Origin of the sequence: Nocardiopsis sp. MT53, assembly GCF_019598965.1 — a bacterium.
GTDB lineage: Bacteria > Actinomycetota > Actinomycetes > Streptosporangiales > Streptosporangiaceae > Nocardiopsis > Nocardiopsis changdeensis.
Genome location: NZ_CP080599.1, coordinates 2,537,633 through 2,556,465, shown reverse-complemented (window position 1 = coordinate 2,556,465; position 18,833 = coordinate 2,537,633). Strand labels below are relative to the sequence as shown.

General features: G+C 72.4%; 16 protein-coding genes. 7 read left to right on the top strand and 9 right to left on the bottom strand.

Going from position 1 to position 18,833, the window contains the following annotated elements; translation table 11 throughout:
- Both K1J57_RS11265 and K1J57_RS11260 read right to left on the bottom strand, forming a co-directional pair.
- Entirely contained in the window at window positions 1–654 is a 654-nt protein-coding gene (locus tag K1J57_RS11265) for a response regulator transcription factor (protein WP_220564389.1), read from the bottom strand.
- 165 nt (window positions 655–819) lie between these two features.
- On the bottom strand, window positions 820–1,011 hold the full coding sequence (locus K1J57_RS11260; protein WP_220564388.1) for a hypothetical protein: 192 nt from the start codon (window positions 1,009–1,011) through the stop codon (window positions 820–822).
- A 310-nt stretch (window positions 1,012–1,321) separates the two neighbouring features.
- On the opposite strand from K1J57_RS11260, the gene K1J57_RS11255 reads away from it, so the two are divergent.
- Window positions 1,322–1,501 carry a hypothetical protein gene (locus K1J57_RS11255; RefSeq protein ID WP_220564387.1) on the top strand — a complete coding sequence of 60 codons (180 nt, stop codon included), beginning with the start codon at window positions 1,322–1,324 and terminating at the stop codon, window positions 1,499–1,501.
- 2 nt (window positions 1,502–1,503) lie between these two features.
- Here K1J57_RS11255 and K1J57_RS33980 read toward each other — a convergent pair whose 3' ends face one another.
- The 4 genes from K1J57_RS33980 to K1J57_RS11235 form a co-directional block, all read right to left on the bottom strand.
- Window positions 1,504–2,703, bottom strand: a complete 1,200-nt coding sequence (locus K1J57_RS33980) for a sensor histidine kinase (protein ID WP_277615499.1) — start codon at window positions 2,701–2,703, stop codon at window positions 1,504–1,506.
- A complete protein-coding gene (locus tag K1J57_RS11245) occupies window positions 2,700–3,911 on the bottom strand; it encodes a sensor histidine kinase (protein ID WP_220564386.1) in 1,212 nt (403 codons plus the stop codon). Before K1J57_RS11245 ends, K1J57_RS33980 begins: the two co-directional genes overlap by 4 nt.
- A gap of 70 nt (window positions 3,912–3,981) precedes the next feature.
- Window positions 3,982–4,824 (bottom strand): ABC transporter permease, encoded by an 843-nt coding sequence (locus tag K1J57_RS11240; RefSeq protein ID WP_220564385.1) that lies wholly within the window; start codon window positions 4,822–4,824, stop codon window positions 3,982–3,984.
- 39 nt (window positions 4,825–4,863) lie between these two features.
- Entirely contained in the window at window positions 4,864–5,853 is a 990-nt protein-coding gene (locus K1J57_RS11235) for an ABC transporter ATP-binding protein (protein WP_220564384.1), read from the bottom strand.
- Between the two features lie 625 nt (window positions 5,854–6,478).
- Here K1J57_RS11235 and K1J57_RS11230 point away from each other — a divergent pair.
- The gene (locus K1J57_RS11230) at window positions 6,479–7,144 is read left to right on the top strand and encodes a DUF998 domain-containing protein (protein WP_255646968.1); all 666 of its coding nucleotides are present in this window, start codon (window positions 6,479–6,481) and stop codon (window positions 7,142–7,144) included.
- Between the two features lie 27 nt (window positions 7,145–7,171).
- Here K1J57_RS11230 and K1J57_RS11225 read toward each other — a convergent pair whose 3' ends face one another.
- The 3 genes from K1J57_RS11225 to K1J57_RS11215 all read right to left on the bottom strand — a co-directional run bounded on the left by K1J57_RS11225 (window position 7,172) and on the right by K1J57_RS11215 (window position 11,348).
- Window positions 7,172–9,373 (bottom strand): (Fe-S)-binding protein, encoded by a 2,202-nt coding sequence (locus K1J57_RS11225; RefSeq protein ID WP_220564382.1) that lies wholly within the window; start codon window positions 9,371–9,373, stop codon window positions 7,172–7,174.
- Window positions 9,374–9,704: 331 nt separating this feature from the next.
- A complete protein-coding gene (locus K1J57_RS11220; RefSeq protein ID WP_220564381.1) occupies window positions 9,705–10,400 on the bottom strand; it encodes a GPP34 family phosphoprotein in 696 nt (231 codons plus the stop codon).
- 117 nt (window positions 10,401–10,517) lie between these two features.
- Window positions 10,518–11,348, bottom strand: coding sequence for a sensor domain-containing protein (locus tag K1J57_RS11215; protein ID WP_255646967.1), 831 nt, complete (start codon window positions 11,346–11,348; stop codon window positions 10,518–10,520).
- Window positions 11,349–11,690: 342 nt separating this feature from the next.
- On the opposite strand from K1J57_RS11215, the gene dnaK reads away from it, so the two are divergent.
- The 5 genes from dnaK to clpB all read left to right on the top strand — a co-directional run bounded on the left by dnaK (window position 11,691) and on the right by clpB (window position 18,804).
- Window positions 11,691–13,541: a molecular chaperone DnaK gene (gene dnaK, locus K1J57_RS11210; protein WP_220564380.1), complete on the top strand. Its 1,851-nt coding sequence runs from the start codon at window positions 11,691–11,693 to the stop codon at window positions 13,539–13,541.
- Window positions 13,542–13,577: 36 nt separating this feature from the next.
- Window positions 13,578–14,315 (top strand): nucleotide exchange factor GrpE, encoded by a 738-nt coding sequence (grpE, locus tag K1J57_RS11205; RefSeq protein ID WP_220564379.1) that lies wholly within the window; start codon window positions 13,578–13,580, stop codon window positions 14,313–14,315.
- Window positions 14,316–14,441: 126 nt separating this feature from the next.
- Window positions 14,442–15,608 carry a molecular chaperone DnaJ gene (gene dnaJ, locus K1J57_RS11200; RefSeq protein ID WP_220564378.1) on the top strand — a complete coding sequence of 389 codons (1,167 nt, stop codon included), beginning with the start codon at window positions 14,442–14,444 and terminating at the stop codon, window positions 15,606–15,608.
- Between the two features lie 5 nt (window positions 15,609–15,613).
- A complete protein-coding gene (locus tag K1J57_RS11195) occupies window positions 15,614–16,096 on the top strand; it encodes a heat shock protein transcriptional repressor HspR (protein ID WP_220564377.1) in 483 nt (160 codons plus the stop codon).
- A 95-nt stretch (window positions 16,097–16,191) separates the two neighbouring features.
- The gene (clpB, locus tag K1J57_RS11190; protein WP_220564376.1) at window positions 16,192–18,804 is read left to right on the top strand and encodes an ATP-dependent chaperone ClpB; all 2,613 of its coding nucleotides are present in this window, start codon (window positions 16,192–16,194) and stop codon (window positions 18,802–18,804) included.
- Window positions 18,805–18,833: the final 29 nt, after the last annotated feature.

The following is an 18,833-nucleotide window of genomic DNA, read 5'->3' as shown; positions in this document are numbered from 1 at the left end:
TCAGACCGCGGTCCGGACACGCCCGGCGCCCGCGCCGTGCCGGGCGATGAGCTGGGAGCGGCGGTCGCAGCCGAACTTGCGCAGCAGGTTGGAGACGTGGAACTTGATCGCCCCGGTGCTGAGGATGAGCCGGTCGGCGATCTGCGAGTTGGACAGGCCCTGGGTGAGCAGGTCCAGCACCTCCTGCTCGCGCCGGGTCAGGCTCTCCCCGAACAGGGGCTCGGCCGTGCCGAGGTCGGCTCTCAGGATCGGCGGCATCAGCTCCATCCACCGGCCGGCGAAGGTCGGCGAGATCCACACCGCCCCGGCCAGGGCCTGTTCGATGGCGTGGGTGATGTTGCCGTCCAGGTCGTCCCGGTCCACGATGGCGTGGGCGCCCCAGCGGGCCACCTCGACGAAGCGCGGGTCGGACTCGCCCTCCAGTAAGACGACGCAGGCCGGGCCGGGGTGCTCGCGGCGGCCGGGCAGCTCGGCGATCGCGCCGCTGCGCAGCAGCAGGACGTCCAGGCCGTCCAGCTCGCCGGGGCCGGGTGCGGCGCCGAGCTCGGTCACCGACCAGTCGCGCCCCGCCAGCACCGCGCGGATGCGCCGGGCCAGCAGTGCTCCGCCCAGGTGCAGGCCGATGCGGACGGTCTTCGCCTCGTGTGCGTTCATCGCCGTTCCTCTCCCGTGCGCCGAGTCGTCTGAGCCGAGGTTCACGGCCGCGGGTCGCGCCGCCATCACAGGAAGGCGCGGCGTGTGAGGGAATCCGCGGCGGCGGGGACGCGAAAGGGCCCGTCCCCCGGGGCGGGGAGGACGGGCCGGACGGTTTCGTTCGGGTCAGGCCTTGACGGAGTTGCGGCCGCCGACCGACAGCACGGCGAAGGCGACGAGGGCGACGGCCCCGACCAGCCCGGCGCCCAGCTGGGCGCCCGGGAACGGGTCGAGGACGGCGACGGCGGCGCTCGCGGCGAGCACCGCGATGGCGGCTCCGATCAGTACCTTGCGCGGGGTTCCCTTGTTCTGGGCCATGGTGTTTCTCCTCCCGTATGCCCTTTGCGGTCACCCCCACGATCTCCCGGGGCCTTCACAGCACGATCACACGAATGCGAAAAGTGAGCGGGTGGTGGGAGAAGAGTGACGGGTGGACCGGAGGGGCCCGTCCTCCTGGTCGGACCGGGTGGTCCCGGCACTGGTCCTCCCGGGTCATGCGGGTCCCGGAGGGGGCCGCGTACCCTGGGTCCGGGTCCTCCGGACGGGTCCCCGTGCCCTCCACCGTCCGCTCCCCAGGGGGCCTGCGCCCGTCCAGGACACCTCTGTACCCCCCGGGGGGTGAACGCGTGTGGCATCCGAACCGCACCGGCCCGCTCCGCTGCACGACCACGTCGCGCTCGACGAGATCGAGCTGTACGCGGAGGTGCTCGTCGCCGCCGCCCACGCCGACCGCCGCCTGGCCCGGGAGGAGCTGGACCGGGTGCTGGGGCTGGCCCCCGGCCCCGAGGGCCCGGCCCGGGCCCGCTGAGGTCAGAGGGGCAGTACGGCGCGCAGCAGGAACCCGCCCTCGCGCGTGCGCGCCGCCGTGAGCCCGCCGCCCGCCGCCGACAGCCGCTCGGACAGCCCGCTCAGGCCGTTCCCCCTGCCGCCGTCGGCGCCGCGGGCCCCGTCGTTGGACATCTCCACCACGAGGGCCCGGCCGCCCTCCCCGCCGACCAGGGAGAAGTCGATCCGGCAGCGGGTGGCGTCGCTGTGCCGCAGCACGTTGGTGCCGCCCTCGCGCACCGCCCACGCGATCGGCGCGGTCGTCCCCGCGGGGACCTCCGGGCCCTCCAGGTCCTCCAGTCCGGTGACCTCCACCCGGACCCCGGCCGTCTCCAGGACGCCGCGCACCGAGGCGACCTCCTCGGCCAGGTCCGGCTCCCGGTACCCGTCGACCGCCGCGCGCACCTGGCCCAGCGCCTCCCGGGCGAGGCCGTGGACCTCGCGCAGCTCCTTCTCCGCGCGTTCGGGGGCCCGGTCGACGAGCCGCCCGGCCAGCTCGGCCTTGACCGCCAGCGCCGACAGGCTGTGCCCGAGCAGGTCGTGCATGTCGCGGGCGAACCGCAGCCGTTCCTCGGTGACCGCCAGCCGGGCCCGGGCGGACTGCCCCTCCACCGCCTGCCGGGTGATGTCCCACAGCCAGATGGTGGCCATGGAGCCGGAGGCCATCAGCAGCGCCCACACGATGGCCCCGGCCCAGAAGAGCAGGTGGGAGGCGAAGGGGAGGTCCGGCCTCTCGGTGAGGTAGATCGCCCACGGGGCCGCCAGCAGCACCAGCGTGACGGGGACCCCCCAGCGGCGCGGGGCCGCGAACACCCCCACGGACCACCAGGAGGCGTACAGGCCCATCGTCAGCATCGCGTCCCGGAGCAGGACGGAGGTGACGGCGAGCAGGGCGAGCGATCCCCAGTAGAGGAGGGGGTCGGGAACCCTGCGGCCGTCGATCCGGTCCCGCATCAGCAGCAGGACCAGCACGGTCAGGGGGAGCGACGTGCCCAGGGCGGCCAGCGGCCGCCACGGGTCGTCCGACGGCCCGGAGAGGACGACCTCGAAGAGCGGGATGCCGCCCAGCATCATCGCCACCATGCCCATCGTGACCATGATGATCAGGCGGGCGAAGCGCATCGTGCGGTCGTGCCGGTCCTCGGAGGGCGTCGGCGCGCCCTCGCGTTCACGGGGGGAGGTCAACGGGTCTCCTCGGCTTCGGAAGAGGGGGTCGCGCCGACGGGCAGGTGGACGCGCAGGAGGTGGCCGCCGTCCTCCGTGCGCACCGCCTCCAGGGTGCCGCCCTCCCGGCCCACCCGGTCGGCCAGCCCGTCCGTCACACCGGCGGGTCCGGTCTCCCCTCCCCGGCGGGCCCGGTCGTCGGAGACCTCCACCACCGCCCGCCCGGTGCCGGGGTCCCGGGAGAAGGCGATGCGGCAGCGGGTGGCGCCGCTGCGCCGGAGCACGTCGGTGCCGACCTCGCGCACCACCCAGGCCGCCAGGGACGCCTCCGCCGGGGAGGGGTCCAGGCCGCCCAGCCCCGTCACGGTGGTCCGGGTCCCGTCGGCCTCCAGGGCCGCCGTCACCGAGCGCACCTCCTCGGCCAGGTCCAGCTCCCGGTAGCCGCTGACCGCGGCGCGGACCCGGCGCAGCGCGTCGCGGGCCAGCGCGTGCACCTCGGCCGCCTCGGCGCGGGCCTCCTCCGGGGCCCGGGACACGTTCCGCTCCGCCCGCGCGGCCCGGGTCGCCAGCACGCTCAGGTCCTGCCCCAGCAGGTCCTGGAGGTCGCGGGTGAACCTCAGCCGCTCCTCGGCCACCGCCAGCCGGGCCTTGGCCTCCTGGGCCGCGAAGGCGTCGCGCACGATGTCCCAGAGCCGGAAGGAGACGGTGCAGCCCAGGTAGAAGAGGGCCCACATGAGGACCCCGCCCGCCCAGAAGACCGCGAACACCCCGGCGTGGGAGTCCGGGTACAGGAACGGCCAGGCGACCCACGGGACCAGGGCGGTCAGCAGTCCCAGCAGGGCGGACCGGCGCCCGTCGCGGTGCAGGTGCAGCATGACCGACAGCCACGCGCCCAGGGCGGAGACCATGTACACCTCGACCCGCAGGAACAGCGCCCCCGACCAGGCCAGGAGCACCGAAGCGACGTACAGGCGCGGGTCCGGGGCCGCCTCCCCGCGCATCCGGTCGACCAGGAGGGGGCCCATGCACACGGAGGATCCGGTGAGCAGGACCAGGGACACGGCCTCCGGCCAGCCGGGGTTGCCGTGCACGCGCGTCTGGACGAACTCGATCACGGGCCACAGGACCACGATCACGGGCGTCACGAACACCGTGTACGTGGTCATCCGGCGGGCCGTCCGCAGGTGGCGCCGCTGCGCGGCGCTCGGGGACGCGGTCTCCTGGTTCACCGTTCGAGTCTCCCCCATGGGAACGCCCGCCCCGGACGGGGCGGGCGGTACCGGGCCGGGTGCCGGGGCGTCATGCCTGGCGGGGGTCCCAGCGGAAGGTGCGGAAGGCCAGCACGGCGAACAGGAGCGTCCACAGCAGCAGCAGGCCGACGGCGGGCACGGCCGCGGCCCACAGCTCCCCGAACCCGGCCGGGGCGGCGGACGCGTAGCCCGAGAAGACGTCGTAGCCGGTGTAGGAGGCCTGGGCGAGCTGGCCCGCGGCGGTGGAGGGCAGGAAGCCCAGCACCTCGACGAGCGGGTCCGGGAACATGCTGGTCGGGAGGATGTTGCCGCCCGCGAAGAGCAGGAACATCATCGGCACCATCGAGGCCATCTGGGCGGACTCGGCGGTGCGCGCCAGCGGGGTGACGCACAGGCCCAGGAAGCTCATGGAGACGGCGCTGAGCGTGATGGCGAGCACCAGCATGACCGGGTCCTGCGGCAGCGAGCCGGAGTTGGCGTAGATCAGGGCGGCGCCCAGCACGGCGATGGCCAGGGACATGAGGACCACCAGCAGCACCACCGCCCCGAACAGCGCGCCCTGGGTGACCCCGTTGACCCGCAGCTGCTTGAGGACGAGCGACTCGCGGCGGGCGGTGAACACGTTCGAGGGGTGGCCGATACCGATGATCAGGCCGATGCTGCCCATCGCGGCGATCATGGCGAGGTCGGCGCTGCCGATGTCGCCCATGACGGGGTCGTCGGGCAGGTTCATCGGGACGAGGAACATGAACACCGCCAGGCCCAGGAACATCCAGGCGGTCTTGTAGCGGACGAAGAGGGTGAACTCGGTGCGGGCCAGGCGCAGCGTCTGGCGTACCGGGCTCATGGCGGGCGGGCGGACGGCGGTGGCGGGTTCGGCGGTGAGGGTCATGGGATGCGCTCCGGGTGCGGAAGGTCGGCGGGGGAAGGGTTACTGCTCGGCGAGGCCGGTGGCGCCGGCCACCTGGAGGAAGACGTCCTCCAGGGAGGCGCCGCGCACCTGGAGGTTGCGCAGGACCACGCCGCGCTCGGCGGCCCAGGCGACGAGCTCGGAGACCACCCGGTGCGCCCGCGACTCGACGTCGGCGCCGCCGACGGTGTACGTGGCCCACAGCCGCCCGTCGCGGGTCCGCACCGCGGCCTCGGCCCCGGACGGCTCGGGCAGGTCGTCGGTGCCGACCTCCTCCGGCACCCGGAAGGTGACCCGGTCGCCCCAGGAGGCGAGGACGTCCTCCAGGGTGCCCTCGACCCGGATCTCGCCGCGGTGCATGATGGCGAGCCGGTCGGCCAGGCGCTCGGCCTCCTCCAGGTAGTGGGTGGTGAGCAGGACCGCGACCCCCTGCCGCTTGAGCTCGGAGATGATCCGCCAGGTGGTGTGCCGGGCCTCGGGGTCCATGCCCGTGGTGGGCTCGTCGAGGTAGAGCACCTCGGGCCGGGCGACCAGGGCCTGGGCGAGGATGAGGCGGCGCTTCTGCCCGCCGGAGAGCTGGCGGACCGGGATGCGGGCCTTGTCGGTGAGGGCGACCAGCTCCAGCAGCTCGTCGGCGTCGCGGGGGTCGGAGACCAGGTCGTGGGCGAGGACGAGGGACTCCCGGACCGTGAGGTCCTCCATCAGGCCGTTGCCCTGGAGGACGGCGCCGGTGCGGCCGCGCAGGGCGGCGGGCTGGCCGTAGGGGTCGGTGCCGAACACCCGCAGGGTCCCGGAGCTGGGACGCCGGAAGCCCTCCAGCGTCTCGATGGTGGTGGTCTTGCCGGCGCCGTTGGTGCCCAGCAGGGCGAACAGCTCGCCGGGGCGGATCTCGAAGGAGATGCCCTTGACCGCCTCGAAGTCGCCGTAGTGCTGGTGCAGGTCGCGGACGACCACCGCCGGGCCGTCGGGGGCGGTGCGGTCGGGGAGGGATTCGGTGCTCGTCGTCGTCATGGCTCCAGACTCCCGGAACCGGGGCCGGGGCCACAGACGCCGTTGTCACCGATCGCGTGTGGGAATCCACCGGGGCCGACGATGACAGATGTCACGGGTCCCGGGCACGGGGTGCCGCCCGCACGCGCCCCTTCCTCACCGCGTACGGGCGGCAACACCCCGGGTGGGCGCCGGGCGCCCGGTCGGGGGTGCTGGTAAGAGTTCTACACGAAAAACACGGGGCGTGGGGCGCGAACTCCGCCCTTTCGGGGTTCCCCGTGATCTTTTCCCAGGAAGTCATATCCGATGGGTGATTTCCCCGCCCGATGCGCTCGGGAGGAATAACCGGAAACCCGGCCCTGACCCGCCGAACCCCGCCGCGCCGGGTGACCGGGACGTGGTTTTCGGCCTTTCCGCAGTTCCGCATATACGGGCCGGCGAACGCCCGTACCGTAAACGGTCCGTTATTTGGAGTTCCCGTCCGGCCCCCGGTCCCGGGGAAGGTCCCCCAACCGACGGCCGCCCCGCGGCATCTCCTCTGACGACCGGCGGCCGGCTCCATCCGGAAAGGGCCGCGACCGGACTTTCCGGACCGGCGGGGCCGAGCCTACTGTGGTCCCCCTGTCCACGACGACGAAGGATGTCCATGTCACCCAACCGCGGGCTCCTGTGGTGCGGGGTCGCCGCAGGCCCCCTCTTCCTCGGGGTGTCCACCCTGGCGGGTCTGCTGCGGCCCGAATACTCCCTGGCCCGGCACCCGATCAGCTCGCTGGCGCTCAACGGGGCGGGCGGGGTCCAGGTGCTGAACTTCCTGCTCACCGGCGCGCTGCTCACGGCCTTCGCGGTCGGCGCCGGGCGCGAGCTCGGCCGCGTCGGCCGCACCGGACCCGTCCCGTGGCTGCTGGGCCTGTGCGGCGCCGGCCTGGTCGGCGCCGGGCTGTTCCGCACCGACCCGGTCAGCGGCTACCCGCCGGGCACCCCCCACGAGCTGGTCTACACGCCGCTGGGCGTCCTGCACGACGCGGCGTCCGCGCTGTTCTTCTTCGGGCTGCCGCTGGCCTGCGTGCTCTACGCCCTGCGGTCCCTGGCCGACCGGCGCTGGGTGGTCGCCGGGTACTCGGTGCTCACCGCGGCCGCCTTCTTCGCCTGCTTCCTGTGGGCGAGCGCCGGCTTCCAGCAGAACCCCGGCCTGGTCGCCGTGGGCGGGCTCTATCAGCGGGCGTCCCTGCTGGTCGGATTCGCCTGGATCGCGGTGCTGGCCCTGCTGCTGCTCCGCTCCGAGAAGACGCGGGGGGCGCCCACCCCTCGGTGAGCGCCCCCGTGCCGAGTCCGGCCGACTCTACGCGTCGGCGGGCTCGGCCTCCTGCGGCTTGCCGCCCTTGATCGAGCGCAGCAGCAGCTGGGAGACGTCGACGACCTCCAGGGTCTCCTTCGCCTCGCCCTGCGACTTCTTCTCGTTGATCGCGTCACCCAGCATGACCTGGCAGAACGGGCACGCGGTGGACACGGTGTCGGGGTTGGTGGTCAGCGCCTCGTCCACCCGCTCGGTGTTGATGCGCTTGCCGATCCGCTCCTCCATCCACATGCGGGCGCCGCCGGCGCCGCAGCAGAAGCCCCGCTCCTTGTGGCGGTGCATCTCCTGCGTCTTGACGCCGGGCACCTTCGCCATGATGTCGCGCGGCGGCGTGTACACCTTGTTGTGGCGGCCCAGGAAGCACGGGTCGTGGTAGGTGATGTTCTCGTCGATGGACTCGACCGGGGTCAGCCTGCCCTCGTCCACCAGCTTGGCCAGCAGCTGGCTGTGGTGGACGACCTCGTAGGTGCCGCCGAGCTGCGGGTACTCGTTGGCGAGGGTGTTGAAGCAGTGCGGGCAGCTGGCCACGATCTTGGTGACGCCGGCCTCGTTGAGGGTCTCGACGTTCTGCTGGGCCAGCATCTGGAAGACGTACTCCATGCCGAGACGACGCGCCGGGTCGCCGGTGCACGCCTCCATGCCGCCCAGGACGGCGAACTTGACGCCCGCGATGTCCAGCAGCTCGGCGATGGCCTTGGTGGTCTTCTTGGCCCGGTCCTCCAGGGCGCCGGCGCAGCCGACCCAGAACAGGTACTCGGTGTCCGCGTCGAGCTTGTCGTCGACGACCTGCACCTCGACCGGGTTCTCCTGGGAGGCCAGCTCCTCGATCCAGTCCATGCGCTTGTCCTCGGACATGCCCCACGGGTTGGCCTTGTTCTCCAGGTTCTTCAGGAGGGTGTTGGCCTCGGACGGGAAGTTGGACTCGACCATGACCTGGTAGCGGCGCATGTCGAGGATGTGGTCGATGTGCTCGATGTCCACCGGGCACTGCTCGACGCAGGCGCCGCAGTTGGTGCAGGACCACAGCTCGTCGGGGTGGATGACGCCACCCTCCTCCTCGGTGCCGACCAGCGGCTTCTCCAGGAGGGCGAGGACGTCGACGCCGGCGTGGCTGTCGTCGGGCTTCTCCGCGAGGGTCTCGGCGTTGATGCCCTGGAGCAGGTACGGGGCCTTCTCGTAGGCGTGCCGCTGGAGGTCGAGGATGACCTTCTTCGGGGAAAGGGGCTTGCCGGTGTTCCAGGCGGGGCACTGGGACTGGCAGCGGCCGCACTCGGTGCAGGTGGTGAAGTCGAGGAGGCCCTTCCAGGTGAAGTCCTCGATCTTGCCCGCGCCGAACGGGTCCTCGTCGGGGTCGGCCTCCTCGAAGTCCAGGGGCGCGCTCCCGTCCTTGTTCATCATCTGCTTGGCGGCGCCCAGCGACGGGGAGCCGTCGGCGTTGCGCTTGAAGTAGATGTTGACCGGGGCGATGAAGCGGTGCCAGCCCACGCCCATGGTGAGCTGGAGCGCCAGGACCATGAAGAACGCGTAGCTGATGATCAGCTTGAACGCCGCGATCAGGGCGATCGCGGGGTCGGCGACCGCCGCCTCGCCGGGCATGACCGCGCCGACCGCGTGGGAGATCGGGGTGGCCCAGACCGGGAACGGGAAGGTGTCCGTGGCGACCTTGAGCCCGCGGATCGCGAAGATCGCGAGGAGCAGGCCGATGATGTACGCCTCGACGTAGTAGCCGGTCCACTGCTTGGAGTGCATGAACCGCGAGTCGCGGCCCTTGCGCGCGGGGCGGTTGAGCACCCGGTACGCGGTCAGACCCAGGATGCCGACGAGGCTGGCCCCGGCGATCAGCTCGATGGCCAGGCCGTAGACCGTCCAGTCGTAGATGAACGGCAGGTGGAAGTGCGGGTCGAAGACCTCGCCCTGTGCCTCGATGACCGTGAAGACCAGCAGGGGGAAGGAGACCATCACGAACCAGTGGGCCACACCCACCCACGGCCGCTTGAGCATCCTGCCGTGGCCGACGATCTCGATGATCGCCATCGTGAGCCGTTGTCCGAACGGCCCCTTGCGCTCGGCCTCCACCGGTCGGCCCACGTTCACGGTCCGCACGATCTGGCGGACTGCCAGACCGAACATGGTGAAGGCGACCACGGCGAGGACCGAGGTGATGATGCCCAGTGTCAGGTACAGCATCGCCCGTGGCCTCCCATCCTGCTGCGTCGGCCGGTGCGCCACACACCGGCGGTCGAAATCTATGTTACTAGCGGGTAATCATGCGACGGCCACCGGCTCTGCGGGAAACCCCGACCGCGCAGGGGCAACGCTAGTGACTCCTGCCGCAACGAAACCACGCGGGTCCACCCTGTTCACCCCGTGACACGCGCCGCGGCGGCGCCCCGCGGCACCCCCGCGCGCACCGCGTCCGCCCATTCCACCGCTCCCCCGCACCGCCCGGCATCGGTCATCCCACCGGCCCCGCACGACGGCGCCCGCCGGCCGGGGCCGACGGGCGCGGAGCGGCGGGTCACCCCTGCGGGGGGAGCGCGTTCGCGGCGGCGAGGGCCGCGGCCACGGAGCCGGCGACGGCCGCGGTGGTGGTGCGGGCCACCGCCTCGGCGGCGGCCCCGGCGCCCCAGTCGCCCCGTTCGAGCGCCTTGGCACGGGCGATGACCTCGGAGTTCCAGGGGATCTCCCGGTGCAACTGCGGCAGCGATCCGCTCGCCGAGACCAGCGCCGCGAGCGCGGCCACCCGCGGCTCCGGCGGCGCCCCGTCCTCCAGGACGGCGCGGACCCCCTCGACGAGCCCGGCCCGGCGGCCGCCGCCGTCCTCCAGGGCCGTGGAGTCGAACAGGCCGAGGGTCCTGCGCTTCACACGGCGGATGTCGCCGCGCTCGACGAGGCGGTCCAGCACGGGGCCGCGCAGGCGGGGGCCGATCGCGGCGAGCACCGTCCCGGCGCTCCGCGGCCCGGTGGCGACGTGGTCCCAGCCGGAGCGCAGGAGCGGGTCGGCCGGGGCGCCACCCTCCACCGCCTCGACGCGCGCGCCGCCCGGGCCCGGGCCGCCGACCGCCACGTGGCCCCCGGCCCCCAGCTCGGTGAGGACGGCTCCCCCCAGGACGTAGAAGAGGGTGTTCTCGCCGGCGATCGTGCCCGAGGCGGGCTGGAACAGGACGAGCATGACGTCCTCGGCCAGGAGCGGCCGCCCGGGGCCCTGCGTCATCGGTGCCGCCTCTCGGGAGTCCGTGTGCGTCCGCTCCCCAGTCTTCCAGGGCGGGCGGCACCGGGGAAGGACGCCGGGCCGGGCGCGCACCGGGGCCGGGGCCCCGGGGCCGGACGGTCAGACCCCGGCGGGGACGCGGTCCGCCGGGGCGGTGTACACGCGCACCCGGGGGTCCTCCGGCAGGAGCAGCAGCGCCCGGCCGACGGAGGCGTCGGCGTAGGCGCAGGCGCGCACCACCGCGGGCAGGGTGAGCAGGAACAGCGCGCCCGCGGCCATGTGCAGCAGGGCGGTGGCGACCAGCGGGTGGTCCATCGACAGCTGCGAGCCCAGGTCGGTGTACCCGGGGATGGTGTACAGCGACCACCCCCAGAGCGGGTAGAGCAGGCCGGCCAGCGCGCCGGCCCACCAGGTGACCGTGACGACGAAGGCGACCAGGGCGACCGGGAAACGCACCACCGCGTGCAGCGCCTCCAGCCAGCTGCGCCCGCAGGCCAGCGGGGCCAGTGCCCGGCGCAGCGGTCCGGCGCCGGGGGCGGGGGCGCGGTAGGGGGCGCGCAGGACGGGACCGCCGGTGAGGTCGGCGAGGCGGATCCGGTCCACGTGGGCGATCCCGCGGGCCGCGTACAGGGTGCCCACCAGGACGAACAGCCCCACCCCGGCGACCGCGGCGCCCAGCCCGGCGGCCAGGCCGGTGACGACCAGGGAGAACGAGACCACGGCGAGGGGCAGGCCGAGGAGCGTGTGCCGGGTGTCGGCGAGGAGCTGTACGGGCCAGGGACGGGGGGCGGGAGAGCCGTGCCGGAGGTGGGCGGTGGAGGGAGACGAGTGGGAAAAGGGGTGAGCCGAAGGCTCTCCGTTGAGGGTGGTGGAGGGCGACGGGTGGGCGGGACCGCGCCGAAGGCGTCCGTTGAGGGTGGTGGAGGGCGACGGGTGGGCGGTTGTGTCCATGTCCCGAAGCTACGGCCGCGGCCCCCGTCCCGTCGGGGCCGCGCGCACCCCTTTCGCGGGTCGCGGCCCCCCGTATCGGGGGTGGTGCGCACACCACCCCCGACCCGTCCCCGGTTCTCCCCGGGGTCGACCCCGAGTCACGGTCAAGGATCCCCCCGGGTTCCCCCGGGGTTCCGTCATCTTCCTCGTGAAACCCGCCGGAGTCGGGAACAACCCCGCAGGGTCGCTCGTTGTCAGGTCGTAGAAAGTAACTTGAGTCTCCTCGACTCAACTGACTTGACAACCCTCGCCGGACGAAGCAAACTTACGCCCGAACGACTCAACTTTGACGGAGGAAGCAACATGGCACGTGCGGTCGGAATCGACCTCGGTACGACGAACTCCTGTGTCGCGGTCCTGGAGGGCGGTGAGCCCACGGTCATCACCAACGCCGAGGGCTCCCGCACCACCCCGTCCGTCGTCGCCTTCGCCAAGAACGGTGAGGTCCTCGTCGGCGAGGTCGCCAAGCGCCAGGCGGTCACCAACGTCGACCGCACCATCCGGTCGGTCAAGCGCCACATCGGCACCGACTGGACGGTGAAGATCGACGACAAGACCTTCAACCCCCAGCAGATCAGCGCCTTCATCCTGCAGAAGCTCAAGCGCGACGCCGAGGCCTACCTCGGCGAGGACGTGACCGACGCCGTCATCACCGTCCCCGCCTACTTCAGCGACTCCCAGCGCCAGGCCACCAAGGAGGCCGGCACCATCGCGGGCCTCAACGTCCTGCGCATCATCAACGAGCCCACCTCCGCCGCCCTCGCCTACCACCTGGAGAAGGAGGACGAGGCCACGATCCTCGTCTACGACCTCGGTGGCGGCACCTTCGACGTCTCCCTGCTGGAGGTCGGCGACGGCGTGGTCGAGGTCAAGGCCACCAACGGCGACAACCACCTGGGCGGCGACGACTGGGACCAGGCGATCGTCGACTGGCTGGTCGAGAAGTTCAAGAACGCCAACGGCGTGGACCTCTCCAAGGACAAGATGGCGCTCCAGCGCCTGCGCGAGGCCGCGGAGAAGGCCAAGATCGAGCTGTCCTCCTCCAGCGAGACGCAGATCAACCTGCCCTACATCACCGCCTCGGCGGAGGGCCCGCTGCACCTGGACGAGAAGCTCACCCGCGCCGAGTTCCAGCGGCTGACCGCCGACCTGGTCGAGCGGACCAAGATCCCGTTCCAGCAGGTCATCAAGGACGCGGGCATCAGCCTGAGCGAGATCGAGCACGTGGTGCTGGTCGGCGGCTCCACCCGCATGCCCGCCATCGTCGAGCTCGTCAAGGAGCTGACCGGCGGCAAGGAGCCCAACAAGGGCGTCAACCCCGACGAGGTCGTGGCGATCGGCGCCGCGCTCCAGGCCGGCGTGCTCAAGGGCGAGGTCAAGGACGTCCTGCTGCTGGACGTGACCCCGCTGTCCCTGGGCATCGAGACCAAGGGCGGCGTGTTCACCAAGCTCATCGAGCGCAACACGACCATCCCGACCAAGCGCTCCGAGATCTTCACGACGGCCGACGACAACCAGCCGTCCGTGCAGATCCAGGTCTACCAGGGCGAGCGCGAGATGGCCCGCGACAACAAGAAGCTGGGCGTCTTCGACCTGACCGGTCTGCCCCCGGCGCCGCGCGGCGTCCCGCAGATCGAGGTGGCCTTCGACATCGACGCCAACGGCATCGTCAACGTCACTGCCAAGGACCTGGGCACCGGCCGCGAGCAGTCCGTCACCATCTCCGGCGGTTCGGCGATGTCCAAGGACGACATCGACAAGATGGTCCGCGAGGCCGAGCAGTACGCCGAGGACGACCGCAAGCGCCGCGAGAGCGCCGAGGTCCGCAACAACGCCGAGTCCCTCGTGTTCCAGACCGAGAAGGTCATCAAGGACAACGAGGACAAGATCCCGGCGGACGTGCGCTCGGAGACCGAGGCCGCGCTGGCCGACCTGAAGACCGCCCTGGAGGGGTCGGACGTCGACACCATCCGCACGGCGAGCGAGAAGGTCGCGCTGGCGAGCCAGAAGATCGGTTCGGCGATCTACAGCCAGGGCCAGCAGCAGGGCGCCGACGGTGCCGCCGGCGAGTCCGCCTCCGACGCCTCGGCGGACGACGCCGACGTCGTCGACGCCGAGATCGTCGACGAGGACAACAAGGGCGACCGGTCCTGACCCGCTTCGGCCGAGAGGAAGGAGGGCGCGTCCCAGATGGCGCAGTCTGACAACGCGAACGGCAGCGCGGGCGACGGCGAGGAGCGCCGGGGCCCGGTGATCCGCGACAACCGCCGCATCGACCCGGAGACCGGCGAGGTGCGCGGGGCCGCGGCGGAGGAGCCCGAGGAGGCCCCGGAGGCCGGGGCCGACGACGGGGCGGACACCGGAGCCGACGCCGAGGAGGTCGAGGGGATCGAGATCCCCGACACCCCCGAGCAGGTGGTGTCCGAGGCGATCAACGCCGACGAGCGGGTCGTGGAGCTCACCAACGACATCAAGCGCGTGCAGGCGGAGTACTCCAACTACCGCAAGCGCGTCGAGCGGGACCGGGTGGCCGTCCGGGAGGTCGCCACCGCCCAGGTCCTGGGTGAACTCCTGCCGATCCTCGACGACATCGGCCGGGCCCGCGACCACGACGAGCTCACCGGCGGGTTCAAGGCGGTGGGCGAGGCCCTGGAGGGCGCGGTCGCCAAGCTGGGCCTGGAGCGGTTCGCCGAGCAGGGCGACGACTTCGACCCGAACGTCCACGAGGCGCTGACCCTGGTCCCGGTCCCCGGGATCTCGGTGCAGACGGTGGTGGAGGTCTTCCAGCCGGGGTACCGGATGGGCGAGCGGATCCTGCGCCCGGCCCGTGTGGTCGTCGGCGACCCGGTGGAGGGCTCCGAGGAGTCCGGCTCCGCCGAGGCGCCCGCCGGCGACGCGGAGGACTCCGGCGGCAGGGCCGAGGAGTAGCGGTCGGACCCGCGGCTCTGCGGGCCACCCACGGGTGGCCCGCAGAGCCGACCCCGGTCCCGGGCGATCCGGGACCACCTGGAAACATCGGACGCGATCAGAGCAGCGGGAGAAGGCACCCAGTCGATGAGCACCAAGGACTACCTGGAGAAGGACTACTACAAGGTCCTCGGAGTCTCAAAGACCGCCTCCAAGGACGAGATCAAGTCGTCCTACCGCAAGCTGGCGCGCGAGAACCACCCCGACGCCAACACCGGCGACCCCAAGGCCGAGGACCGCTTCAAGGAGATCTCCGAGGCGTACAACGTCCTGTCGGACGACAAGCGCCGCAAGGAGTACGACGACGCGCGGTCCCTGTTCGGCGGCTCGTACCGGCCCGGCGGCGGGACCGGTCCGGGCGGGTTCGACATGAGCGACCTGTTCGGCCAGGGCGGCACCGCCGGTAGCGGGGGCACCGGCGGCGAGCGGCTCAGCGACCTCTTCGGCGGCCTGTTCGGCGGCCGGGGCCGCGGCGGCACCGGCACGCGCAGCAGGCGCGGCGCCGACGTCGAGACCGAGGCCACCCTGACCTTCCGCGAGGCCGCGGACGGGGTGACCCGCTCCTTCCAGCTGGCCAGCGAGGCGCCCTGTCCCACCTGCAAGGGGACCGGGGCCAAGGCGGGCACCGCCCCGCGGATGTGCCCCAAGTGCTCGGGCACCGGGCACGAGAACACCAACCTCGGCGGCTTCTCCCTGTCGGAGCCGTGCAGCGAGTGCAAGGGGCGCGGCCTGGTCGTCGACGACCCCTGCGACACCTGCCACGGCAGCGGGCGCGGCAAGAGCACCCGCACCATCCAGACGCGCATCCCCGCCGGTGTGGCCGACGGCCAGCGCATCCGCATCAAGGGCAAGGGCGCGCCGGGCGAGAACGGCGGGCCCGCCGGCGACCTGTACGTCGTCGTCCACGTGAAGGAGCACCCGGTGTTCGGCAGGAGCGGCGACAACGTCACGATCACCGTTCCGGTCACGTTCCCCGAGGCGGTGCTCGGCGCCGACGTGCGCATCCCGACCCTGGGCGGCTTCCCGGTGACGGTCAAGGTGCCGCCGGGCACGCAGAACGGCCACAAGCTGCGGGTGCGCGGCAAGGGCGCCACCCGCAAGGACGGCACCACCGGCGACATGATCGTCACCCTGGAGGTCTCCGTCCCCAAGAACCTCAACGGCGATGCCCGCGAGGCCCTGGAGAAGTTCCGCGCGGCGACGTCCGACCACGACCCGCGCGACGGGCTCGAAGCGCGGGCGAAGGGTGCGTGAGACCGATGAACGACTCCTTCGGCGTGGACGCGCCGGTCTACGTGATATCCGTGGCGGCCGAACTGGCGGGCATGCACCCGCAGACGCTGCGGCAGTACGACCGGCTGGGGATCGTGTCCCCGGGCCGGACCTCCGGACGCGGTAGGCGCTACTCCATGCGCGACGTGCAGACCCTGCGCGAGGTGCAGCGGCTGTCGCAGGAGGAGGGCATCAACCTGGCCGGGATCAAGCGGATCCTGGAACTGGAGCACGAGGCGGAGCAGCTGCGCGAGCAGGTGTTCCACCTCGCCAACGAACTGGAGGCGGCGCGCCGGGCGGTGGCCCGGCGGGCCCGCCCGCCCCGCTCCGAGAGCGGGACCGCGGTGCGCGGCGAACTGGTCCGGCGCACCCGCGTGACGATCTTCAACACCGCCGAGGACGATGGTCAGCGGAGGGACTCCGGACAGGAGGGCCCCGGCCCCGACCGGATCGGCGGCGACGGGGCCTGACGGCCGCGACGGCCGGCCCGGCACGGGGGCACGGGGTCCGGTCGGCCGCGACACATCACCCTGCGTGACACGGCTTGCATAAGGAGTCACCGCACATGAACTACAAGCTCACCCAGAAGAGCCAGGAGGCCCTGTCGGTGGCCATCCGCCTGGCCACCACCAAGGGCAACCCCCAGACCGAGCCGGTGCACCTGCTGACCGCGCTGCTGGACCAGGCCGAGGGCGTCACCCGCCCGCTCCTCAAGGAGGTCGGGGCCGACCCCGACCGGCTCAAGGACAGGGTCGACGAGGCCGTCGACGCGCTGCCCCGGGTGACCGGGTCCACGGCGGCCTCGCCCGGCTCCTCCCGCCAGCTCATCGTCTCCATCAACACCGCCGCCCAGCGCGCGCAGCAGATGGAGGACGAGTACGTCTCCACCGAGCACCTGCTGGTGGGCCTGGCCGCCGACGGCGGCGAGGCGGCCCGGCTGCTCAAGGACTCCGGCGCCACGCCCGAGGCGCTGCTCGACGCGTTCGAGCGGGTGCGCGGCAAGCGGCGGGTCACCACGGAGAACCCCGAGGAGACCTACCAGGCGCTGGAGAAGTACGGCGTCGACCTGACCGAGCGGGCCCGCGAGGGCAAGGTGGACCCGGTGATCGGCCGCGACGGCGAGATCCGGCGGGTCATCCAGGTGCTCAGCCGCCGCACCAAGAACAACCCGGTGCTCATCGGCGAGCCCGGCGTCGGCAAGACCGCCGTGGTGGAGGGCCTGGCCCAGCGCATCGTCGCGGGCGACGTGCCCCAGTCCCTGCTCGGCAAGCGGCTGATCAGCCTGGACCTGTCGGCGATGGTGGCGGGCGCCAAGTACCGGGGCGAGTTCGAGGAGCGCCTCAAGGCGGTGCTCCAGGAGATCAAGGACTCCGAGGGCCAGGTCATCACGTTCATCGACGAGCTGCACACCATGGTCGGCGCCGGGGCCTCCGGCGACGGGTCCATGGACGCCGGGAACATGCTGAAGCCGATGCTGGCCCGCGGCGAGCTGCGCATGGTCGGCGCGACCACGCTGGACGAGTACCGGGAGCGGATCGAGAAGGACCCCGCCCTGGAGCGCCGCTTCCAGCAGGTGTTCGTGGGCGAGCCGACGGCCACCGACACCATCGCGATCCTGCGCGGGCTCAAGGGCCGCTACGAGGCGCACCACAAGGTGCAGATCTCCGACTCGGCGCTGGTGGCCGCCGCGACCCTGTCCGACCGCTACATCACCGCGCGCTTCCTGCCGGACAAGGCCATCGACCTCATCGACGAGGCGGCGTCCCGGCTGCGCATGGAGATCGACTCCAGCCCGGTGGAGATCGACGAGCTGCGCCGCACCGTCGACCGCCTGAAGATGGAGGAGATGGCGCTCGACAAGGAGTCGGACCCGGCGTCCCGGCAGCGGCTGGAGCGGCTGCGCGCGGACCTGGCCGACAAGCAGGAGCGCCTCAACGGGCTGGTCGCCCGCTGGGAGCAGGAGAAGGCGGGCCTGAACCGGGTCGGCGACCTCAAGGGCCACTTGGACGAGCTGCGCACCCGGGCCGAGCTGGCCGAGCGCGAGGGCGACTTCGCCACGGCGTCCCGGCTGATGTACGGGGAGATCCCGCAGCTGGAGAAGCAGCTGGAGGAGGCCTCCCAGGCGGAGGAGTCCGCCGAGGCCGAGACCGACTCCATGGTCAAGGACGAGGTCGGCGCCGACGAGGTGGCCGAGGTGGTCTCGTCCTGGACCGGCATCCCGGTGGGGCGGATGATGGAGGGCGAGACCTCCAAGCTGCTGCGCATGGAGGAGGAGCTGGGCCGGCGGCTGATCGGCCAGCGGTCCGCCGTCGTGGCCGTGGCGGACGCCGTGCGCCGGGCGCGCGCGGGCATCTCCGACCCCGACCGGCCGACGGGCTCGTTCCTGTTCCTGGGGCCGACCGGCGTCGGCAAGACCGAGCTGGCCAAGGCGCTGGCGGAGTTCCTGTTCGACGACGAGCGGGCGATCGTCCGCATCGACATGAGCGAGTACTCCGAGAAGCACTCGGTGTCCCGCCTGGTCGGCGCGCCCCCCGGGTACGTCGGCTACGAGGAGGGCGGCCAGCTCACCGAGGCGGTGCGCCGCCGGCCGTACACGGTGGTGCTGCTGGACGAGGTGGAGAAGGCCCACATCGAGGTGTTCGACACCCTGCTCCAGGTCCTGGACGACGGCCGGCTGACCGACGGCCAGGGGCGGCTGGTGGACTTCCGCAACACCATCCTCATCCTCACCTCCAACCTGGGCTCGCAGTTCCTGGTGGACCAGACCCTGGACGAGGCGACGCGCGAGCAGCGGGTCATGGACGTGGTGCGGGCGACGTTCAAGCCCGAGTTCCTCAACCGGCTCGACGACGTGATCATGTTCGAGGCGCTGTCCATCGAGGACCTGACGCGGATCGTGGACCTCCAGGTGGAGAAGCTGGCCCGCCGCCTGGCGGACCGGCGCCTGAACCTGGACGTGACGCCGGGGGCGCGGGAGTGGCTGGCGATGACCGGCTACGACCCCAACTACGGGGCCCGGCCGCTGCGCCGCCTGGTGCAGTCCTCGATCGGCGACCCGCTCGCCCGCGAGCTGCTGTCGGGCGCGCTGACCGAGGGGGACACGGTGGTGGTGGACGTCAACGACGCCGCCGACAGGCTGGTCGTGTCGTCCCGACCGCTCGGCGCGCCGGCGGAGTAGGACCCGACCGCGGGGGCCGCCCGGACCGG

Coding starts and splice junctions, on each gene's coding strand:
- K1J57_RS11265 (WP_220564389.1), bottom strand. CDS start 654: ATGAACGCACACGAGGCGAAGACCGTCCGCATCGGCCTGCACCTGGGC.
- K1J57_RS11260 (WP_220564388.1), bottom strand. CDS start 1,011: ATGGCCCAGAACAAGGGAACCCCGCGCAAGGTACTGATCGGAGCCGCC.
- K1J57_RS11240 (WP_220564385.1), bottom strand. CDS start 4,824: ATGACCCTCACCGCCGAACCCGCCACCGCCGTCCGCCCGCCCGCCATG.
- K1J57_RS11235 (WP_220564384.1), bottom strand. CDS start 5,853: ATGACGACGACGAGCACCGAATCCCTCCCCGACCGCACCGCCCCCGAC.
- K1J57_RS11230 (WP_255646968.1), top strand. CDS start 6,479: ATGTCACCCAACCGCGGGCTCCTGTGGTGCGGGGTCGCCGCAGGCCCC.
- K1J57_RS11225 (WP_220564382.1), bottom strand. CDS start 9,373: ATGCTGTACCTGACACTGGGCATCATCACCTCGGTCCTCGCCGTGGTC.
- K1J57_RS11220 (WP_220564381.1), bottom strand. CDS start 10,400: ATGACGCAGGGCCCCGGGCGGCCGCTCCTGGCCGAGGACGTCATGCTC.
- K1J57_RS11215 (WP_255646967.1), bottom strand. CDS start 11,348: ATGGACACAACCGCCCACCCGTCGCCCTCCACCACCCTCAACGGACGC.
- dnaK (WP_220564380.1), top strand. CDS start 11,691: ATGGCACGTGCGGTCGGAATCGACCTCGGTACGACGAACTCCTGTGTC.
- grpE (WP_220564379.1), top strand. CDS start 13,578: ATGGCGCAGTCTGACAACGCGAACGGCAGCGCGGGCGACGGCGAGGAG.
- dnaJ (WP_220564378.1), top strand. CDS start 14,442: ATGAGCACCAAGGACTACCTGGAGAAGGACTACTACAAGGTCCTCGGA.
- K1J57_RS11195 (WP_220564377.1), top strand. CDS start 15,614: ATGAACGACTCCTTCGGCGTGGACGCGCCGGTCTACGTGATATCCGTG.
- clpB (WP_220564376.1), top strand. CDS start 16,192: ATGAACTACAAGCTCACCCAGAAGAGCCAGGAGGCCCTGTCGGTGGCC.